This is a genomic window from Xanthomonas sp. WHRI 7945 (assembly GCF_035026585.1).
In genome coordinates this window covers 1-16,116 of the sequence record NZ_JAYIQP010000008.1, presented here as the reverse complement: position 1 = coordinate 16,116, position 16,116 = coordinate 1, and the positions used below count along the sequence as shown (strand labels likewise).

The following is a 16,116-nucleotide window of genomic DNA, read 5'->3' as shown; positions in this document are numbered from 1 at the left end:
CTCATCGGTCGGTTCCTTGCGCGGCGGAGGCGCTGCGGCGGGCTTGCGCGAACGCGTCCAGGCGGGTGTCGAGCAGCGCGCTGGCATCCATCGCGTCCGGCCGCGGCAGGCGCCGGCGCCAGTTCGGATGGCCGTCGACGGTGCCCGGCAGATTGGGTTGCTGGTCCAGGCCCAGCGCGTCCTCGGCCGGCAGCAGCGCCAGCGGCGAGGGCGTGGCGGCGACGAAGCGCAGCGCATCCAGTTCGGGGTCGCGCGCCTGCGCCTGCGGCAGCGCCGCAGCGACCGCGCCGTCCATGCTGGCCACGTCGGCGGCGCGGGTCAGGTGGTCGGCGCGTTGCTGCGTGGCATCGGATAGCTGCAGGCGCCGGCGCCAGTCGATGTCCTCGCCGCGGCGCCAACCGCGCAGGGTCGGCAGGTCGTGGGTGGTGGTGGTGGCGATCGCATCGCCGCGCCAGCGCGCCGGCGGCAGGAAGGCGCCCTTGGCGTCGCGGGTGAACAGCAGCACGTCGATGCCCATCACCCCGCGCTGCGACAGCTCGGCGCGGATGCCGTCCGGCACCACGCCCAGGTCTTCGCCGATCACGATCGCGCGGTGCCGCCACGATTCCAGCGCCAGCAGGCGCAGCAGGTCGTGCAGCGGATAACGCAGGTACACCCCGTCGGCGGAACTGGCGCCGCGCGGGATCGTCCACAGCCGCAGCAGGCCGAGGATGTGGTCGATGCGCACGCCGCCGCGATCGCGCAGCACCGCGCGCAGCAGTTCGAGGAACGGCGCATAGCCGGTGGCGCGCAGCCCGGTCGGCGAGTAGCCGCCGATGCCCCAGGCCTGGCCGTCGCCGTTGAACGCGTCCGGCGGCGCGCCCAGTTCCAGCCCGGCCAACACCGCCTGCGGCCAGGCCGCGGCTTCGGCGCCGCCGGGATCGAAGCCCACCGCCAGGTCGGCGATCAGGCCGATGCCCATGCCGGCTTCGCGCGCCTGTCGCTGCACGCCGGCCCAGCTGCGCGCGGCCAGCCATTGCGCGAAGCGGTGCAGGGCCGGATCGGCATCGCCGAAATCGCGTGCGGCGAACGCGGCGTAGTCGCGCAAGGCGGCGCCGCGTTCTTGCTCGAATGCGGCGAAATCCGCATGCAGGGCGGCGTCGGCCTGGGCGAAGTCGGCATGCAGCTGGCGCAGCCACTGCCACTTCGCCGCGGCCGAGGCCGGCCAGTCGATCAGCTCGCGCGCCTGCGCCTCGGCGAAGGCCTGCTCCAGCCCGGCCGCCTGCAGGGCGCGTTGCGCCGCGGCGGCGCCGAGCACGCGCGCCGGGGCGGCCTGCAACGGGTCGAGGAAGCGGCGGTCGCCGGGCGAATACGGGCTGTAGTGGCTGCCGACCGGCCGCGCCGCGTGCACCGGGCTCAGCGCGATCGCATCGCCACCGGCCGCGGCGATGCGATCGGCCCAGGCGGCGACGCCGTACGCGTCGCCGATGCCGGCGTCGCGCGGGCCTTGTGCCGAATACACCTGCAGCGACAGGCCCCAGCGCCGCGGCGCGTCCTCGCCGACCGCCTCGGCGACGCCGTAGCAGCGCGTCGGCGCCAGCGCCAGCGTGGTGTGCTGGTCGCCGTGCTGCAGGGTCCAGTAGCCGTGCGTGTCCAGCGCCGCGACGCGGCCCTGCGCATCGAAGCGGCCGTCGCGTTGGCTGCCGTCTTCGTGTTCGAGCCGGTACGCCGCGCCGGGCATGCCGCCGGCATCGATCGGCGTGCCGACGTCGGCGGTCAGCAACGGTGCGGCGGTGGCGCTGGCCTGCAGTCGGCGCAGGCTGTCGCGGCAGGCGGCATCGTCGCGCGCGTCCAGGTCGAGCGCGCCGAGCACGCTGCGCAGCGTGTCCGGGCCGACGCTGCGCGGCGTGTCGGACGCGTCGATCCAGTCGACCAGCAGGCCGGCGGCGGAGGCCAGGGTGTGCAGGGGGGTGTCGGTCATGGGCAAGTCGGAGCCGCGGCAGTGATGGAGGGAGGACGTGCACCCGCCGTCGCCGGTGCCGCGCACGGCAAGGCCTGCGCGTCGGTCGGCGACCAACGGAACGGCCAGCTTGCCGGGGACGCTGTCGCGATGGCGTCGCGACAGCGTGCGGTCACGGTGTGGAACCGGGACGGTAGCGCGCGACGAAGGCGTTGGGCGGCAGTTGCGCCGGATCGTCGCCGGCGTTTTCGGCATGCACGGTGGCGCCGGGCAGGTCCAGCGCCACCGGCGCCTGTCCGAAGTTCGCGGCCACGTGCCACTCGCCGTCGCCCAGCCCCCAGCCTGCAGCCACCGCCTTCGGCCCCAGCGTGCGTGCGCCCAGCGCGCGTGCCTGCGCCAGCGCCGGCACCAGCTGCTGGCGGCGCAGGGCCATCAGCGCCACGAACCAGTCGCGCCAGCGCGCGCCGTCGCCGTGGGTGGCATCGCTGATGTCGGGAATGGACGCCTGGAACGTGCTCGGCGCGTTCGGGTCGGGAATGGTCGCGCGCTGCTGCGGATCGGCGAACGCGGCGAAATGCGCGAACTCGCGGCGCCGGCCTTCGCGCACCGCTTCGTCCAGCGGCGGCGCGAAATCGGTGAAGAACAGGAACGGGGTGCGGCTGCCCCACGGTTCGCCCATGAAGAACAGCGGGATCATCGGGGTCAGTGCGGTCAGCGCCAGCGCCGCGCGCAGCGCCGGCTCGGCGACCTGGGTGATCAGCCGGTCGCCGCGCGCGCGGTTGCCGATCTGGTCGTGGTTCTGCGCGAAGATCACGAACTTGTGCGGCGGCAGCTGCGCGCTCGGTTCGCCGCGCGCATGCCCGCGGTGGTCGGCCTGGCCCTGGTAGGCGAAGCCTTCGCCGAGCACCCGCGCCAGGTGCTGCGCCGGCGCATCGGCGAAGCCGGCGTAGTAGCCCTCGTCCTCGCCGGTCAGCAGCACGTGCAGGCTGTTGTGGAAATCGTCGTCCCATTGCGCGCTGTAGCCGCGCTCCAGCACGCCGGCCTGGTTGGCCTCGTTCTCCAGCACCAGGTGCACGTGGCGCCCGGCCGGCACGCTGGCCATGATCGCCTCGCGCAAGGTGTCCAGGAACGTGTTGGGCACGATCGCGTGCACCGCGTCCAGGCGCAGGCCGTCGAAGCGGTACTCGTGCAGCCACATCAGCGCGTTGTCGATGAAGTAGCGCTGCACCGGCGCCAGCCGGAAGTCGATCGCCGCGCCCCACGGGGTCGGCGCGTCTTCGCGGAAGAACGGCGAGGCGTACTGGCCCAGGTAATTGCCGTCCGGGCCGAAGTGGTTGTAGACCACGTCCAGGAACACGCTCAGGCCCAGCCCGTGGGCCTCGTCGATCAGCGCCTTGAGTTCGTCCGGATGGCCGTAGGCGGCCGCCGGCGCATACGGCAGCACGCCGTCGTAGCCCCAGTTGTGGCGGCCGGGGAACGCGGCCAGCGGCATCAGCTCGATCGCGGTGACGCCCAGCGCCGCCAGCGTCTGCAATTGCGCGCGCAGCCCGGCGTAGCCGCCGCAGGCGCCGACGTGCAACTCGTAGAACACCGTTTCCGCCCACGGCCGGCCGCGCCAAGCGTCGTGCTTCCAGCGGTAGCCGTCGCTGGCCAGCACCGCGCTGGCGCCATGCACGCCGTCGGGCTGCCAGCGCGAGGCCGGATCCGGCACCGGTTCGCCGCCGTCGATCGCGTAGCGGTAGCGGGTGCCGGCGGGGCAGGCGAGGGTGGCGCTGAAGTAGCCGTCCGCGGCGGCGGCCAGCGGGTGTCGGCTGCCGTCGTCGAACACCAGCTCCACGGCGGTGGCGTCCGGCGCCCACAGCGCGAACGCGACTTCGCCGGTCGCGGTCGGCCAGGCGCCCTGGCGCAGCGCGGCGGGCGGCGCCGCTGCAGCGGAGCCGGTCGATGATGCGTTCGTTGCGATGTTCACGTCAGTGCTCCGCTTGCAACCAGAGGGTGGACAGCGGCGGCAGGGTCAGCGCCAGCGATTGCGCATGCCCATGCATCGGCTGCGCCACGGTGCGCAGGACGCCGCCGTTACCCTGGTTGGAACCGCCGTAGTAGCCGCTGTCGCTGTTGAGGATTTCGCGCCACTGCCCGCTGCGCGGCACGCCGAGGCAGTAGCCGTGGTGCACGCTCGGGGTGAAGTTGCTCACCGCCAGCAGCGGCGGCGCGCCGCCGTCGCGATCGTGGCGCACGAAGGCGAACACGCTGTTGCGGTGATCGTCGGCCACGCTCCACTCGAAGCCGTCGGCGCTGCGGTCGCTGCGGTACAGCGCCGGCAGCGCGCGCAGCTGCCGGTTGAGGTCGGCGACCAGCCGCGCCACGCCGCGATGCTCGGGGCGCTGCGCCTGCGCCCAGTCCAGCGCGCGGTCGTGGTCCCATTCCTGCCATTGCCCGAACTCGCCACCCATGAACAGCAGCTTGCGCCCCGGGTGCGCCCACATGAAGGCCAGGTAGGCGCGCAGGTTGGCGAAGCGCTGCCAGTTGTCGCCGGGCATCTTGGCCAGCAGCGAACCCTTGCCGGGCGCCACTTCGTCGTGCGACAGCGGCAGCACGAAGTGCTCGGAGAACGCGTACACCAGGCCGAAGGTCATCTCGCTGTGGTGGTGCGGGCGGTGGATCGGGTCGCGCCGCATGTAGCTCAGCGTGTCGTGCATCCAGCCCATGTTCCACTTGTGGCTGAAACCCAACCCGCCCTGCTGCAGCGGCGCGGTCACGCCCGGCCAGGCGGTGGATTCCTCGGCCATCACCCGCACCCCCGGGAAGCGCTGCGCGATCTCGGCGTTGAGCTGGCGCAGGAACGCGATCGCCTCCAGGTTCTCGCGCCCACCTTCGGCGTTGGGCACCCACTCGCCTTCATTGCGGCCGTAGTCGCGGTACAGCATCGCCGCCACCGCATCCACGCGCAGGCCGTCGACGTGGAAGCGCTCGATCCACTCCAGCGCGCTGCCGATCAGGTAGGCGACGACTTCGGCGCGGCCGTAGTTGTAGATCAGGGTGTTCCACTCGCGGTGCACGCCTTCGCGCGGATCGGCGTGCTCGTACAGCGCGGTGCCGTCGAAGCGCTGCAGGCCGTGCGCGTCGTCGGGGAAATGCGCGCTGACCCAGTCCAGGATCACGCCGATCCCGGCCTGGTGGCAGGCATCGACGAAGCGCGCGAAGCCGTCGGCGTCGCCGTGCCGCGCGGTTGGCGCGTACAGGCCCAGCGGCTGGTAGCCCCAGGAGCCGCCGAACGGATATTCGGTGATCGGCAGCAGTTCGATATGGGTGAAGCCCAGCTCCTGCACGTACGGGATCAGTTGCGCGGCCAGCGCATCCCACTGCAGCGGCTGGCCCTGCGCGTCGTGGCGCCAGGAGCCGGCGTGCAGTTCGTAGATGCTCATCGGCTGTGCGGCGCCGGCGCGCGCCTGGCGCTGCGCCAGCCATTCCGTGTCGTGCCAGGCGAAGCCGGCGGAACTCGGCACCACCGAAGCGGTGTCCGGCGCGCGCGTGCTGTGCCGCGCGACCGGATCGGCCTTGCGCGGCAGCGGCGTGCCGTCGGCGGCCAGAATCTCGTACTGGTAGTGCTCGCCGCCGCGCAGCCCGGGCACGAACAGCTCCCAGACCCCGGCCTCGCGGCGCAGCCGCATCGGGTGGCGGCGCCCGTCCCAGCCGTTGAAGTCGCCGACCAGCGCGACCCGGCGCGCCTGCGGCGCCCACACCGCGAAGCGCACCCCGTCCACCGTGCCGACGCGGGTATGGTGCGCGCCCAGCGCGGTGCGCAGTGCGGCGCCGTCGCCGGCGGCCATGCCCTGCAGCCACGCCGCGTCCAGCACCGGACCGAACGCGTACGGGTCGTCGCTTTCCTGTACCGCGTCCGGCCACACGATGCGCAGCCGGTACGGCATCGCCGTCTTCAGTTCGCCTTCGAACAGGCCCTCGGCCTGCGGATGCGCGCGCATCCGCGCCACCAGCTTGCCGGAACCGTCGAGTAGGCCCAGCGCGTCGGCGCCCGGCACCAGCGCGCGCACCCGCACCGTGCCATCGGCGGCCGCGTGCGGACCCAGCCAGGCGAACGCGTCCACCGCCTCGCCGCGCGCCAGCGCCTGCAGCGCCAGCCGTTCCTGCTCGTCGTCCGCCGCTTCCAGCGGCGCGTCCCACACCGGCGTCGTGTCCGCCGACCGTTCCCGCTCGCTCATGCCACCGCCGTCGCCGACGTCGGAGCCGCAGTGCGGTCGTACAGGGCCATGTACTTGCGTCCGGCCAGGTCCCAGCCGCTGGGTCGCAGCATCGCCGCGCGGCGCATCGCCTGCAGCAGGCGCGGCAGGCGGAAGGTGCGGAACGCGCGCTGCAGGCAGCGGCGCAGGCCGTCGGCGGACGGGTCCTCGAACAGGAAGCCGGTCACCCCGTCGTCCACGGTATCGATCAGGCCGCCGGTGGCGTGCGCGATCGGCAGGCTGCCGAAGCGCTGCGCGTACATCTGGCTCAGCCCGCACGGCTCGAAGCGCGACGGCATCAGCAGGAAGTCCGAGCCGGCGAACATGCGCCGCGCCAGGCGTTCCTCGAAGCCGATGTGGGCGCCGACCTGGCCGGGGAAGCGCCGCGCCAGTGCCGCCACCGCCTGCTCGATCTGCGGCTCGCCGCCGCCGATCACCACGATCTGGCCGCCGGCGGCGACGATCTGCGGCGCCACCTCGCAGATCAGGTCCAGGCCCTTCTGGTGCACAAGCCGCGACACCACCGCGAACAGCGGCCCGTCGCTGTCGATCAGGCCGAACGCGCGGCGCACATGGGCGGCGTTCTCGCGCTTGCCCTGGAACTGGTCGATGCCGAAATGGGCATGCAGGTGGTCGTCGGTGCGCGGGTCCCAGCTGGCGTCGATGCCGTTGACGATGCCGCTGAGGCGGCCGCTGGCGGCACGCCGGGCCAGCAGCGAGTCCAGGCCGCAGCCCTGCGCCGGGCCGGTGATCTGCGCGGCGTAGCTGACGCTGACCGTGTTGACGTGCTCGGCGTGGACGATGCCGGCGCGCAGGAACGACATCTGCCCGTAGAACTCCAGGTCCTGCAGGCCCTCGTTCGGAATGCCCAGGGCCGCGGCCATCGAATATGGGAACAGGCCCTGGTAGGCCAGGTTGTGGATGGTCAGCAGGCACGGTGTGCGGCCGCCGGACCAGCGCACGTAGGCGGCGGCCAGCGCGCACGGCCAGTCGTTGAGGTGCAGCAGGTCCGGGCTCCAGTCCAGCCCGGCGCGGCCGCCGGCGATCTGCGCGGCGGCGTGCGACAGCGTGGCGAAGCGCAGCGCGTTGTCTTCCCAGTCGCGGCCCTCGCTGGACACGTACGGCGAACCCTGGCGCTCGAACAGCTGCGGGCACAGCAGCACGTACACGCACAGGCCGTCGGGGCGGTCCGCGCGGCCCAGCGCGCAGGCCGGCAGGCCAGCATGGGCGGCGATCTGGCCGACGATCTGCAGCGGGCCGGTCTTGCGCAGCACCGCCGGATAGCCCGGAATCAACACGCGGATGTCGCAGCTGCCGCGCAGCGCGCGCGGCAACGCCGCGGCCACGTCGCCGAGCCCGCCGGCCTTGATGAAGTCGGCCATCTCCGAGGTCACGAACAGGCTGGCGCGGCGCGCGGCCGGCTGCAGCTTGACGGTGACCTCGGCGGCGCGGATGAAGCGGCCGCGCGCGTCGCGATGGCGGCGCCGGGGGGCGCGCAGGACCGGATGGGTATCGCGTTGTCTATCGGGCAGATCGGCGAGCGTAGGGGGCGACATGGCAGTTCCGTCGAAGAGGGGGAGACGGGGGACACGGAAAGCAACTGCCGCCGCATGCCCGGACAGGCGCGCGGCGTAAAACCAAAGATGGAATGAGGTACAGCGGACAAGCGGGTCAGCGCTTCTTCAGCAATGTACGAATGCGGCGATAAAAGGGGTGTGAAGTGCGCGTGTTGTCTACGCTACAGCCGGCCTGCTACCGCATAGTGAAGCGGCCGCAATGCAGGCGGCAGTACGGGCAGACAGCCATGAATCGTTTAGCTTCGTTTTCCGCGCCGCCACGGCTGGCGCCGGCCGGCGTGAATGCGCGGGTAGCGGGGGCTTCATCCGGCCTGTGCTGCAATGCCGGCATGAACCTACCTGATCAACGCATGCGTCGCGAACTCGATGGCTTCGTGCTGGACGCCGTCCTCGCCGCGGGGCCGGATGGGGTGCTGCTGCCGCAGATCCAGATCTCGTCCGACGACGGCGCGGTCCTCGGCCGGCATGCATTCGACGGCGTCTACTTCGGCGATGTCCGTGCCGGCGAGCACTTCGTCGCCGAACGGTTGGCGGCGATCCGTTCGGCGCAGTACGGCAAGCTGGTGTTCGGCTGAACGAGCCGCGCGCCGGCTAGTGGGCGGGCTGCAGGCGCTGCAGCGCCGCCAGCAGCCCGGAATGGCTGTACGGCTTGGACAGGAAGCCGGTATGCGCGGGCAGCGTCGCGGTCTCGGGGTTCTTCATGCCGGAGGTGAGCAGGGCGGGGATGGTGACCGCGCGCCGGCGCAGTTCGCGCACCATGGTCACGCCGTCGCAGCCGGGCATCTGCACGTCGCTGAAGATCAGGTCCACGTCCGGATGCTGCTCCAGCAGCTGGAGCGCCTCGTTCGCGGTGCCGGCGCTCAGCACGCGATAGCCATCGGCGTCGAGCATCATCGCAGCCAATTCCCGGATCGTCTGGTCGTCCTCCACCAAAAGAATTGTGGTGAGGGCGCAAGTCCCGCGCATAATGCTGATGCCATCGGCTTCGTTGTCCGCAGCTTCACCACTGAGGGGTGAAGCGCTGGTGACGCCACGATGATGCCGATATCCTCGACCTCCCAATCGCGAGACGTCGCTTGCCCACTCACGCCCGCTATCGACAGATCGTCGAACTCTCGCACGACTGCATCAAGGAGATCGGCCGCGACGGCGTCGTGCGCTCGATCAACACGCATGGCCTGGGCCTGCTGGGCGCGGCGGAGCCCAAGCGCATCGTCGGCCACGAATGGGTGGGGCTGTGGCCGGAGGAGATGCGGCCGCTCGCGGAAACCGCGCTCGCCACGGCGTTGCGCAACGAGCAGTACGAATTCTGGGCGCAGCGCCCGACCCTGGATGGCCGCCCGCGCTGGTGGCACGTGCTGGCCAGCCCGCTGACCAACGCGCAGGCCGAGGTGGAAAGCGTGCTGGTGATCAGCCGCGACATCACCGAGCACCGCCAGATCGAGCAGGCCCTGCGCACCCTCGGCGACTTGCCGCAGGCCGGCGCCGCGCCGCCGCCGGCGGTCAGCGAGGCGCTGGGGCGGCAGCAACTGCAGGCCGAACACACCCAACTGCGCGGGCAACTGGACATCGCCCTGGCCGCGCAGCGCGTCGCCGAGCGGGCGATGACCCAGGCGCAGAAGGGCGAGGCGATCGGGCAGATGCTTGCCGGCATCGTCCACGACTTCAACAACATGCTGCAGACCGCGATGACCTCGGTGAGCATGGTCGCCGAACATCCGCAGCGGTTGCAGCCGGACCAGCGCAAGCTGCTCGGCATCGCCGGCGAGGCACTGCAGCATGGCGCGCGGATGACCCGGCGCCTGCTCGGCTTCGCCCGCGCGCACCCGGTCAAGCCGGAGTGGCTGGACCTGTGCGAGGTGGTCGTGCAGATGCAGCCGCTGCTGGCGCAGGCGCTGGGCGGGGAAATGCAGCTGCAGCTGGCGACCGCCGACGGCGCCGCGACGACCTATGCCGACCGCGGCTCGGTCGAGCAGGCGGTGATGAACCTGGCCCTGAACGCGCGCGACGCCTGCCAGCCGGGCGACGTGGTGTCGATCCGCTGCGGCACCCTGCACGTGCCGGCCACGCACGAGGCGGCGGCGCTGCGCCAGCCCGGCCGCTACGTGACCCTGGCGGTCAGCGACCAGGGCGAGGGCATGTCCGAGGAGACCAAGTCGCGGCTGTTCGAGGCGTACTTCACCACCAAGCCCGAGGGCAAGGGCACCGGCCTGGGCCTGGCCCAGGTCTACGGCCTGGTGCGCCAGGCCGGCGGCTTCGTCGACGTGGATTCCGAACTGGGCCGCGGCACCATCATCACCCTGGCGTTCCCGTATGTCGCCGCCGCGCCGCCGGGCGAGCGCGACGACGGCGCGACGCTGCCGGCACTGGCCTGAGCTGACCGACTTGAGCCACCGGCTCAGCGTGCCGGCAGCCGCTCGCTCACGCTGACCGCGAACGCGTCGTGCAGCAGCCGCAACGCGCGCTGTTGGCGCGCCGCGCCGAACGTGGCGCAGCACGACGGCGGCACCTGCACCTGGAAATCGCGCATCCGCGCATCGATCGCGGTGGCCAGCACGCAGGCGTCGGTGGCCACGCCGGTGACCAGCAGGCGCGTGGCCTGCAACCGCGACAACAGGATCTGCAGCGCCGAATCCAGGAACGCCGAATGCTTCGGCTTGAGCACGTAGTAGTCCTGCGGCTGCGGCGCCAGCAGCTTGGCGATCTGCGCGCCGCGCTGCGCGGGGTCGGCGCACAGCGTCCACAGGCCTTCGAAATCGGTCTGCCAGTCGGCGAAGTTGTCGTTGGCGAACACCACCGGCCAGTCGCGGCGGTGGAAGCGTGCCCTCAGCTGCGCGATGCGTTCGGCCACCGGCAGCGCCGCCTTGGCCAGGCGCGCGCCGTCGGGGAAATCGAAGCGGCTGACCATGTCCACGATCAGCAGCGCCGGCCGGCTCATGACGTCCGCTCACGGTGTTCGCGCAGGCGCCGCCGTTTCAGCGTCTGCAGCAGTTGCCCGGCCACGGCGGTCAGCAGCACCAGCGTGTTGGTCGCCACGAACACGTAGTTGCGCAGGGCCGCGCTGTACACGATGAACAGCAGCGAGGCACTGATCTGGCCGACGAACAGCCAGGCCGACACCGCCTGCACGTCGGGCGCGCGCCACTGCTTGTGGATCTGCCGCAGCAGCGTCGCCACCAGGATCAGCGTCGCCGCCCAGCCGACGAGATCCAGCGGCTTCATCGGATCCTCCTTCGCGGCCGCGTAGCGTTGCCGCGCGGCACGCAGCGCGGCTGCGCCGGCGGAACGATGTTGTTGCCGATGCGATCGATGCGTGGCGCGGCGGCCGGATGGACGCCCGGCGCCGCTGCCTGGGACGGTTGGCGCATCTGCGCTGCCTCCTGTGCGGACCGCTTGCCATGTTCTCCGCGCGCGGTGAAACGCGAGTGAGCGCGGCGGATGGCTGAACGGACCGCAGGCGCCGCCACGGTCGCGTTCTCGGCGATCTTCGCGAAAGCTTACTATTTAAGGTTTACAGTGGCGGCCGTATTTTGCCCGCCCGACAGGAGAGAACGTGGGTACGAGTGGCAATCACAGCAACACGGCGCCGTTCGCGGTGCCAGGGCACGCTGCGGCCAGATCCGGATCGCGGCGCTGCGCTGCCCGACGAGGCTGGCGGAACGCATGAGCATGGTCGTCCCCCCACCGACCCTGCCCGACGCCGTTTCCCTCGATGCCGGCCACGCGGTGCTGCCGCCCGAGGCGCCATTGCCGATGCCGGTGCAGACCCTGCGCGAGGGCAAGCTGCGCAACAAGCGCCTGCCCACCACGCCGGTCGGCATGTTCTGGCGGCGGCTGTACGTGTTCGGCAGCACCGCCTTGATGACCGCCTACGCCAGCGTGCTGATCGCCAAGGTGCTGCTGATCGGCGGCGTCAGCGTGCTCGAAGCCTGCCTGATGGCGCTGTTCATTCCGCTGTTCGCGTGGATCGCGTTTTCGTTCGTCAGCGCGCTGGCCGGGTTCGTGACCCTGGTGTTCGGCGGCGGGCGCAAGCTCGGCATCGATCCGGACGCACCGCTGCCGAGCGTGCGCAGCCGCACCGCGTTGCTGATGCCGACCTACAACGAGGATCCGCACCGGCTGATGGCCGGGTTGCAGGCGATCTACGAATCGGTCGAGGCCACCGGCCAGATCGCGCACTTCGATTTCTTCATCCTCAGCGACACCACCCGCGCCGCGGTCGGGACCGAGGAAGAAGAGGTCTATGCCGACCTGGTCGCGCGCACCGGCGGCCACGGCCGCATCTACTACCGGCGCCGCGCCGACAACGCCGAGCGCAAGGCCGGCAACATCGCCGACTGGGTGCGCCGTTTCGGCGGCGCCTACCCGCAGATGCTGATCCTGGACGCCGACAGCCTGATGACCGGCGAGACCATCGTGCGCCTGGTCGCGGGCATGGAAGACCATCCCGATGTCGGCCTGATCCAGACCCTGCCGGAAGTGGTCAACGGCAACAGCCTGTTCGCGCGCATGCAGCAGTTCGGCGGCCGCGTCTACGGCCCGGTGATCGCCTACGGCGTGGCCTGGTGGCACGGCGCGGAGAGCAACTACTGGGGTCACAACGCGGTGATCCGCACCCAGGCCTTCGCCGAACAGGCCGGCCTGCCGGCGCTGCCCGGGCGCAAGCCGTTCGGCGGCCACGTGCTCAGCCACGATTTCGTCGAGGCCGCGCTGATGCGCCGCGGCGGCTGGGCCACGCACATGGTGCCGTACCTGCAGGGCAGCTACGAGGAAGGCCCGCCGACGCTGACCGACCTGCTGGTGCGCGACCGCCGCTGGTGCCAGGGCAACCTGCAGCATTCCAAGGTGGTCTTCGCGCGCGGCCTGCACTGGATCAGCCGCATGCACATGATGATCGGCATCGGCCATTACTTCACCGCGCCGATGTGGGGCCTGCTGATGCTGATCGGCATCGCCATCCCGCTGCAGAGCGACGGCTTCGACCTGGTCGCCACGGTGGTGTCCCCGTTCTCGCCGGCGCGCTACTGGCACCAGCAGGATTCGACCCGGGTGTTCTGGGTGTTCGCGGTGACCATGTTCGTGCTGCTGGCGCCGAAGGTGCTGGGCTACTTCGCCATGCTGCTCAAACCCGAGGAGCGCCGCGGCTGCGGCGGGGCGCTGCGCGCGCTGCTGAGCATGCTGCTGGAGACCGTGCTGGCGGCGCTGATGGCGCCGGTGGTGATGTACGTGCAGTCGCGCGGCGTGGCCGAAGTGCTGGCCGGCAAGGATTCGGGCTGGGACGCGCAGCAGCGCGACGACGGCCGCCTGTCGTGGCTGGCGCTGGCGCGCAGCTATGGCGGCCTCAGCGCGTTCGGGCTGCTGATGGGTGGGATGGCCTACGTCGTGTCGCCGTCGCTGGCGATGTGGATGGCGCCGGTGGTGATCGGCATGGCGCTGGCGATCCCGGTGGTCGCGGTGAGCTCCTCGCGCGCGGCCGGATTGTGGCTGCGCCAGCTGCGCATCCTGGCCATTCCCGAAGAGCGGCAGCCGCCGGCGGTGCTGCTGCGCGCCGGCGAATTGCGCCGCGCCGCGGCCGCGCGGCGCATCGCCGGCTGACCCGGGCGGCCGATGCGGCAGGCATAATGCGCCGCATCTCGATGGGGACGCCGCGCATGCTGGAAACGCTGGAACACGAAACCGCCGCCTCGCCGGCCTGGACCGTCCTGTGGCTGCATGGGCTCGGTGCCGACGGCAACGACTTCGCGCCGCTGGTGCCGGAACTGCTGCGGCCGGGCTGGCCGGCGCTGCGCTTCGTGTTCCCGCACGCGCCGGTGCGCGCGGTGACGATCAACAACGGCGTGCGCATGCGCGCCTGGTACGACATCGTCAGTCCGGATTTCGCCAATCGCGCCGACAGCGCCGGCGTGGCCGCCTCGGTCGCGCAGGTCGAGGAACTGATCGCGCGCGAGCACGAACGCGGTGTGCCCGCCGAGCGCCTGCTGCTGGCCGGTTTCTCGCAGGGCGGCGCGATCACGCTGGCGACGGGGCTGCGCCGCGAACGGCCGCTGGCCGGCTTGATCGCCCTGTCCACCTACCTGCCGGAGGTGGCCGACGTGGCCCGCTGGCATGCGCCGGCGGCGCTGTCGCAGCCGCTGTTCATGGCCCACGGCCAGGGCGATCCGGTGATCCCGCAACCCTATGCCGAGCAGACCGCGCAGGCGCTGCAGGCGCTGGGCATGCCGGTGCAGTGGCAGCGCTATCCGATGGCGCACCAGGTCTGCGCCGAGGAGATCGCCGATCTGCAAGACTGGATGAGCGCGCGCTTCGCCGCCGGCTGAGGCGCGGCCACGGCGCGCGGCGCGCGGCGCGCGCCGGCGGGGCGAGCCCCTGCCGCCCCGAGGCGCGGATGACGGCCCGGCGGCGGCGGGGCTACTATGCGGCGAGACCGCGCTCCAGCCCACTGAGGTGACGTACGTGAAGGTGGTGATCGCCGACGACGAACCCCTGGCGCGCGAGCGCTTGCGCGCGCTGCTGGCCGAGCATGCCGGCATCGAGGTGGTGGCCGAGGCCGGCAATGGCCTGGAAGCGCTGCACGCCTGCGCCGAATTGCGCCCGGATCTGGTGCTGCTGGATATCGCCATGCCCGGCGTCGACGGGCTGGAGACCGCGCGCCACCTGGCCAGCTTCGAGCCGCGTCCGGCGGTGGTGTTCTGCACCGCCTACGATGCGCACGCGCTGTCCGCGTTCGAGGCCGCGGCCATCGACTACCTGATGAAACCGGTGCGCGCCGAGCGGCTGGCGGCGGCGTTGGAGCGCGCACGCACGTTCATGGCCGGTCGTCGCGGCAGCGTCGGCGCCACGCCGCTGGAACAGCGCCGCACCCACCTGTGCGCGCGGCTGCGCGGCAGCCTGCGCTTGATCCCGGTCGACGACATCCACTACCTGCAGGCCGAGGAAAAGTACGTGGTGGTGCACCATGCGCGCGGCGAGGACCTGATCGAGGAATCGCTGAAGTCGCTGGAAGAGGAATTCGCCGAGCGCTTCGTGCGCATCCACCGCAACTGCCTGGTCGCGCGCCACGAACTGGTCGAGCTGCGGCGCCTGGGCGAGGGCCAGGTGCATGCGGTGCTGCGCCATGGCAAGCAGCCGCTCGAAGTGAGCCGGCGCTGTGTGGCGCAGTTGCGGCAGGAGATCCGTTATCTGTGAGGGGGGCCGGAAGTGGGGATTCGGGATGGGCAGTGGAGTGGTTGCGGCAAGCGGGGTTCGGAATCTGGAGCGGATGAGCGGGCATTCGGCTGCGAAGGCCGGGATGGATGGCGGCGCTTTCCGCGATAATGGGCCGATGAAGATCCTGCGCATCGCCACCCGCAAAAGCCCGCTCGCCCTGTGGCAGAGCGAACACGTCGCCGCCTGCCTGCGCCAGGCGCATCCGCAGCTGGAGGTGGTGCTGGTGCCGATGAGCACGCGCGGCGACGAGGTGCTGGACCGCTCGCTGGCGGCGATCGGCGGCAAGGGCCTGTTCCTGAAGGAACTGGAGCTGGCGATGCTGCGCGGCGAAGCCGATTGCGCGGTGCATTCGCTCAAGGACGTGCCGATGGAACTGGATCCGCCGTTCGTGCTGCCGGCGATCCTGGCGCGCGCCGACCCGGCCGATGCGCTGATTTCCAACCTGTACGCGTCGCTGGACGCACTGCCGCTGGGCGCGCGGGTGGGCACCTCCTCGCTGCGCCGCCAGGCGCAGCTGCGCGCGCGGCGCCCGGACCTGCAGCTGCAGGACCTGCGCGGCAACGTCAACACGCGCCTGGCCAAGCTCGACAACGGCGGCTACGACGGGATCGTGCTGGCCTGCGCCGGCCTGCAGCGGCTCGGCCTGGAGGCGCGCATCACCCAACGCCTGCAGGCGCCGGACTGGCTGCCGGCGCCGGCGCAGGGCGCCATCGCGGTGGAATGCCGCGGCGACGCCACGCTCGCGCTGGACCTGTTCGCCGCACTGGACGATGCGCCCACCCGCACCTGCGTGGAGGCCGAGCGGGCGATGAACCGCGCGCTGCACGGCAGCTGCCATGTGCCGGTGGCCGCCTTCGCACAATGGCGCGGCGAGGACCTGCTGCTGCAGGGCCTGGTCGGCGGCGTCGCCGACGGACGCCTGGTACGCGCCGAACTGCAGCGCACCGCGCAGGACCCGGAGGCGCTGGGCGAAGCGGTGGCCGAGGCGCTGCTGGGCGCCGGCGCGCGCGAGCTGCTGGATGCCGCGCTACCGGGCTGAGAGGTCCGGCCCAGGCGCCCGTTGCATCCAGAAAAACCGGGTCTGTGCAGGCAGCGAGCCTGTAGGGCGGCTTCAGCCGCGACAGGCGTTACCGGTAACGCCTGTCGCGGCTGAAGC

General features: G+C 71.8%; 13 protein-coding genes. 6 read left to right on the top strand and 7 right to left on the bottom strand.

Annotated elements, in window-relative coordinates; genetic code table 11:
• Position 1: 1 nt before the first annotated feature.
• The 4 genes from malQ to glgA form a co-directional block, all read right to left on the bottom strand.
• A complete protein-coding gene (malQ, locus tag VDQ83_RS08385) occupies positions 2-1,960 on the bottom strand; it encodes a 4-alpha-glucanotransferase (protein ID WP_455434561.1) in 1,959 nt (652 codons plus the stop codon).
• A 151-nt stretch (positions 1,961-2,111) separates the two neighbouring features.
• Complete coding sequence (gene treZ / locus VDQ83_RS08380) at positions 2,112-3,848, bottom strand: malto-oligosyltrehalose trehalohydrolase (RefSeq protein ID WP_455434668.1); 1,737 nt, start codon at positions 3,846-3,848, stop codon at positions 2,112-2,114.
• 61 nt (positions 3,849-3,909) lie between these two features.
• Positions 3,910-6,159 (bottom strand): 1,4-alpha-glucan branching enzyme, encoded by a 2,250-nt coding sequence (locus VDQ83_RS08375; protein ID WP_455434560.1) that lies wholly within the window; start codon positions 6,157-6,159, stop codon positions 3,910-3,912.
• Positions 6,156-7,733: a glycogen synthase GlgA gene (gene glgA / locus VDQ83_RS08370; RefSeq protein ID WP_263395816.1), complete on the bottom strand. Its 1,578-nt coding sequence runs from the start codon at positions 7,731-7,733 to the stop codon at positions 6,156-6,158. Before glgA ends, VDQ83_RS08375 begins: the two co-directional genes overlap by 4 nt.
• A 350-nt stretch (positions 7,734-8,083) precedes the next feature.
• Here glgA and VDQ83_RS08365 point away from each other — a divergent pair, with 350 nt between their 5' ends.
• Entirely contained in the window at positions 8,084-8,329 is a 246-nt protein-coding gene (locus VDQ83_RS08365; protein ID WP_455434559.1) for a hypothetical protein, read from the top strand.
• Positions 8,330-8,345: 16 nt separating this feature from the next.
• On the opposite strand, the gene VDQ83_RS08360 is transcribed toward VDQ83_RS08365, so the two are convergent.
• Positions 8,346-8,720, bottom strand: a complete 375-nt coding sequence (locus VDQ83_RS08360; protein WP_286038041.1) for a response regulator — start codon at positions 8,718-8,720, stop codon at positions 8,346-8,348.
• Positions 8,721-8,830: 110 nt separating this feature from the next.
• On the opposite strand from VDQ83_RS08360, the gene VDQ83_RS08355 reads away from it, so the two are divergent.
• Positions 8,831-10,129, top strand: coding sequence for a two-component system sensor histidine kinase NtrB (locus VDQ83_RS08355; RefSeq protein ID WP_263395813.1), 1,299 nt, complete (start codon positions 8,831-8,833; stop codon positions 10,127-10,129).
• 23 nt (positions 10,130-10,152) lie between these two features.
• Here the strand turns inward: VDQ83_RS08355 and VDQ83_RS08350 are convergent, their stop codons facing one another.
• Both VDQ83_RS08350 and VDQ83_RS08345 read right to left on the bottom strand, forming a co-directional pair.
• On the bottom strand, positions 10,153-10,692 hold the full coding sequence (locus tag VDQ83_RS08350) for a cysteine hydrolase family protein (protein WP_263395812.1): 540 nt from the start codon (positions 10,690-10,692) through the stop codon (positions 10,153-10,155).
• Positions 10,689-10,976 (bottom strand): hypothetical protein, encoded by a 288-nt coding sequence (locus VDQ83_RS08345; RefSeq protein ID WP_263395811.1) that lies wholly within the window; start codon positions 10,974-10,976, stop codon positions 10,689-10,691. Before VDQ83_RS08345 ends, VDQ83_RS08350 begins: the two co-directional genes overlap by 4 nt.
• A 441-nt stretch (positions 10,977-11,417) precedes the next feature.
• Between VDQ83_RS08345 and mdoH the strand changes: the two genes are divergently transcribed.
• The 4 genes from mdoH (at position 11,418) to hemC (ending at position 15,999) form a co-directional block, all read left to right on the top strand.
• A complete protein-coding gene (gene mdoH / locus VDQ83_RS08340; RefSeq protein ID WP_455434558.1) occupies positions 11,418-13,349 on the top strand; it encodes a glucans biosynthesis glucosyltransferase MdoH in 1,932 nt (643 codons plus the stop codon).
• 56 nt (positions 13,350-13,405) lie between these two features.
• A complete protein-coding gene (locus VDQ83_RS08335; RefSeq protein WP_455434667.1) occupies positions 13,406-14,071 on the top strand; it encodes an alpha/beta hydrolase in 666 nt (221 codons plus the stop codon).
• 136 nt (positions 14,072-14,207) lie between these two features.
• A complete protein-coding gene (locus VDQ83_RS08330; protein ID WP_455434666.1) occupies positions 14,208-14,939 on the top strand; it encodes a LytR/AlgR family response regulator transcription factor in 732 nt (243 codons plus the stop codon).
• Positions 14,940-15,075: 136 nt separating this feature from the next.
• Positions 15,076-15,999 (top strand): hydroxymethylbilane synthase, encoded by a 924-nt coding sequence (gene hemC / locus VDQ83_RS08325; RefSeq protein ID WP_455434557.1) that lies wholly within the window; start codon positions 15,076-15,078, stop codon positions 15,997-15,999.
• Positions 16,000-16,116: the final 117 nt, after the last annotated feature.

Excerpts from the sequence above, each read along its gene's own strand:
- glgA (WP_263395816.1), bottom strand. The coding sequence starts at position 7,733 with ATGTCGCCCCCTACGCTCGCCGATCTGCCCGATAGACAACGCGATACC.
- VDQ83_RS08335 (WP_455434667.1), top strand. The coding sequence starts at position 13,406 with ATGCTGGAAACGCTGGAACACGAAACCGCCGCCTCGCCGGCCTGGACC.
- VDQ83_RS08360 (WP_286038041.1), bottom strand. The coding sequence starts at position 8,720 with ATGCGCGGGACTTGCGCCCTCACCACAATTCTTTTGGTGGAGGACGAC.
- VDQ83_RS08365 (WP_455434559.1), top strand. The coding sequence starts at position 8,084 with ATGAACCTACCTGATCAACGCATGCGTCGCGAACTCGATGGCTTCGTG.
- VDQ83_RS08375 (WP_455434560.1), bottom strand. The coding sequence starts at position 6,159 with ATGAGCGAGCGGGAACGGTCGGCGGACACGACGCCGGTGTGGGACGCG.
- mdoH (WP_455434558.1), top strand. The coding sequence starts at position 11,418 with ATGAGCATGGTCGTCCCCCCACCGACCCTGCCCGACGCCGTTTCCCTC.
- malQ (WP_455434561.1), bottom strand. The coding sequence starts at position 1,960 with ATGACCGACACCCCCCTGCACACCCTGGCCTCCGCCGCCGGCCTGCTG.
- VDQ83_RS08345 (WP_263395811.1), bottom strand. The coding sequence starts at position 10,976 with ATGAAGCCGCTGGATCTCGTCGGCTGGGCGGCGACGCTGATCCTGGTG.
- hemC (WP_455434557.1), top strand. The coding sequence starts at position 15,076 with ATGAAGATCCTGCGCATCGCCACCCGCAAAAGCCCGCTCGCCCTGTGG.
- VDQ83_RS08350 (WP_263395812.1), bottom strand. The coding sequence starts at position 10,692 with ATGAGCCGGCCGGCGCTGCTGATCGTGGACATGGTCAGCCGCTTCGAT.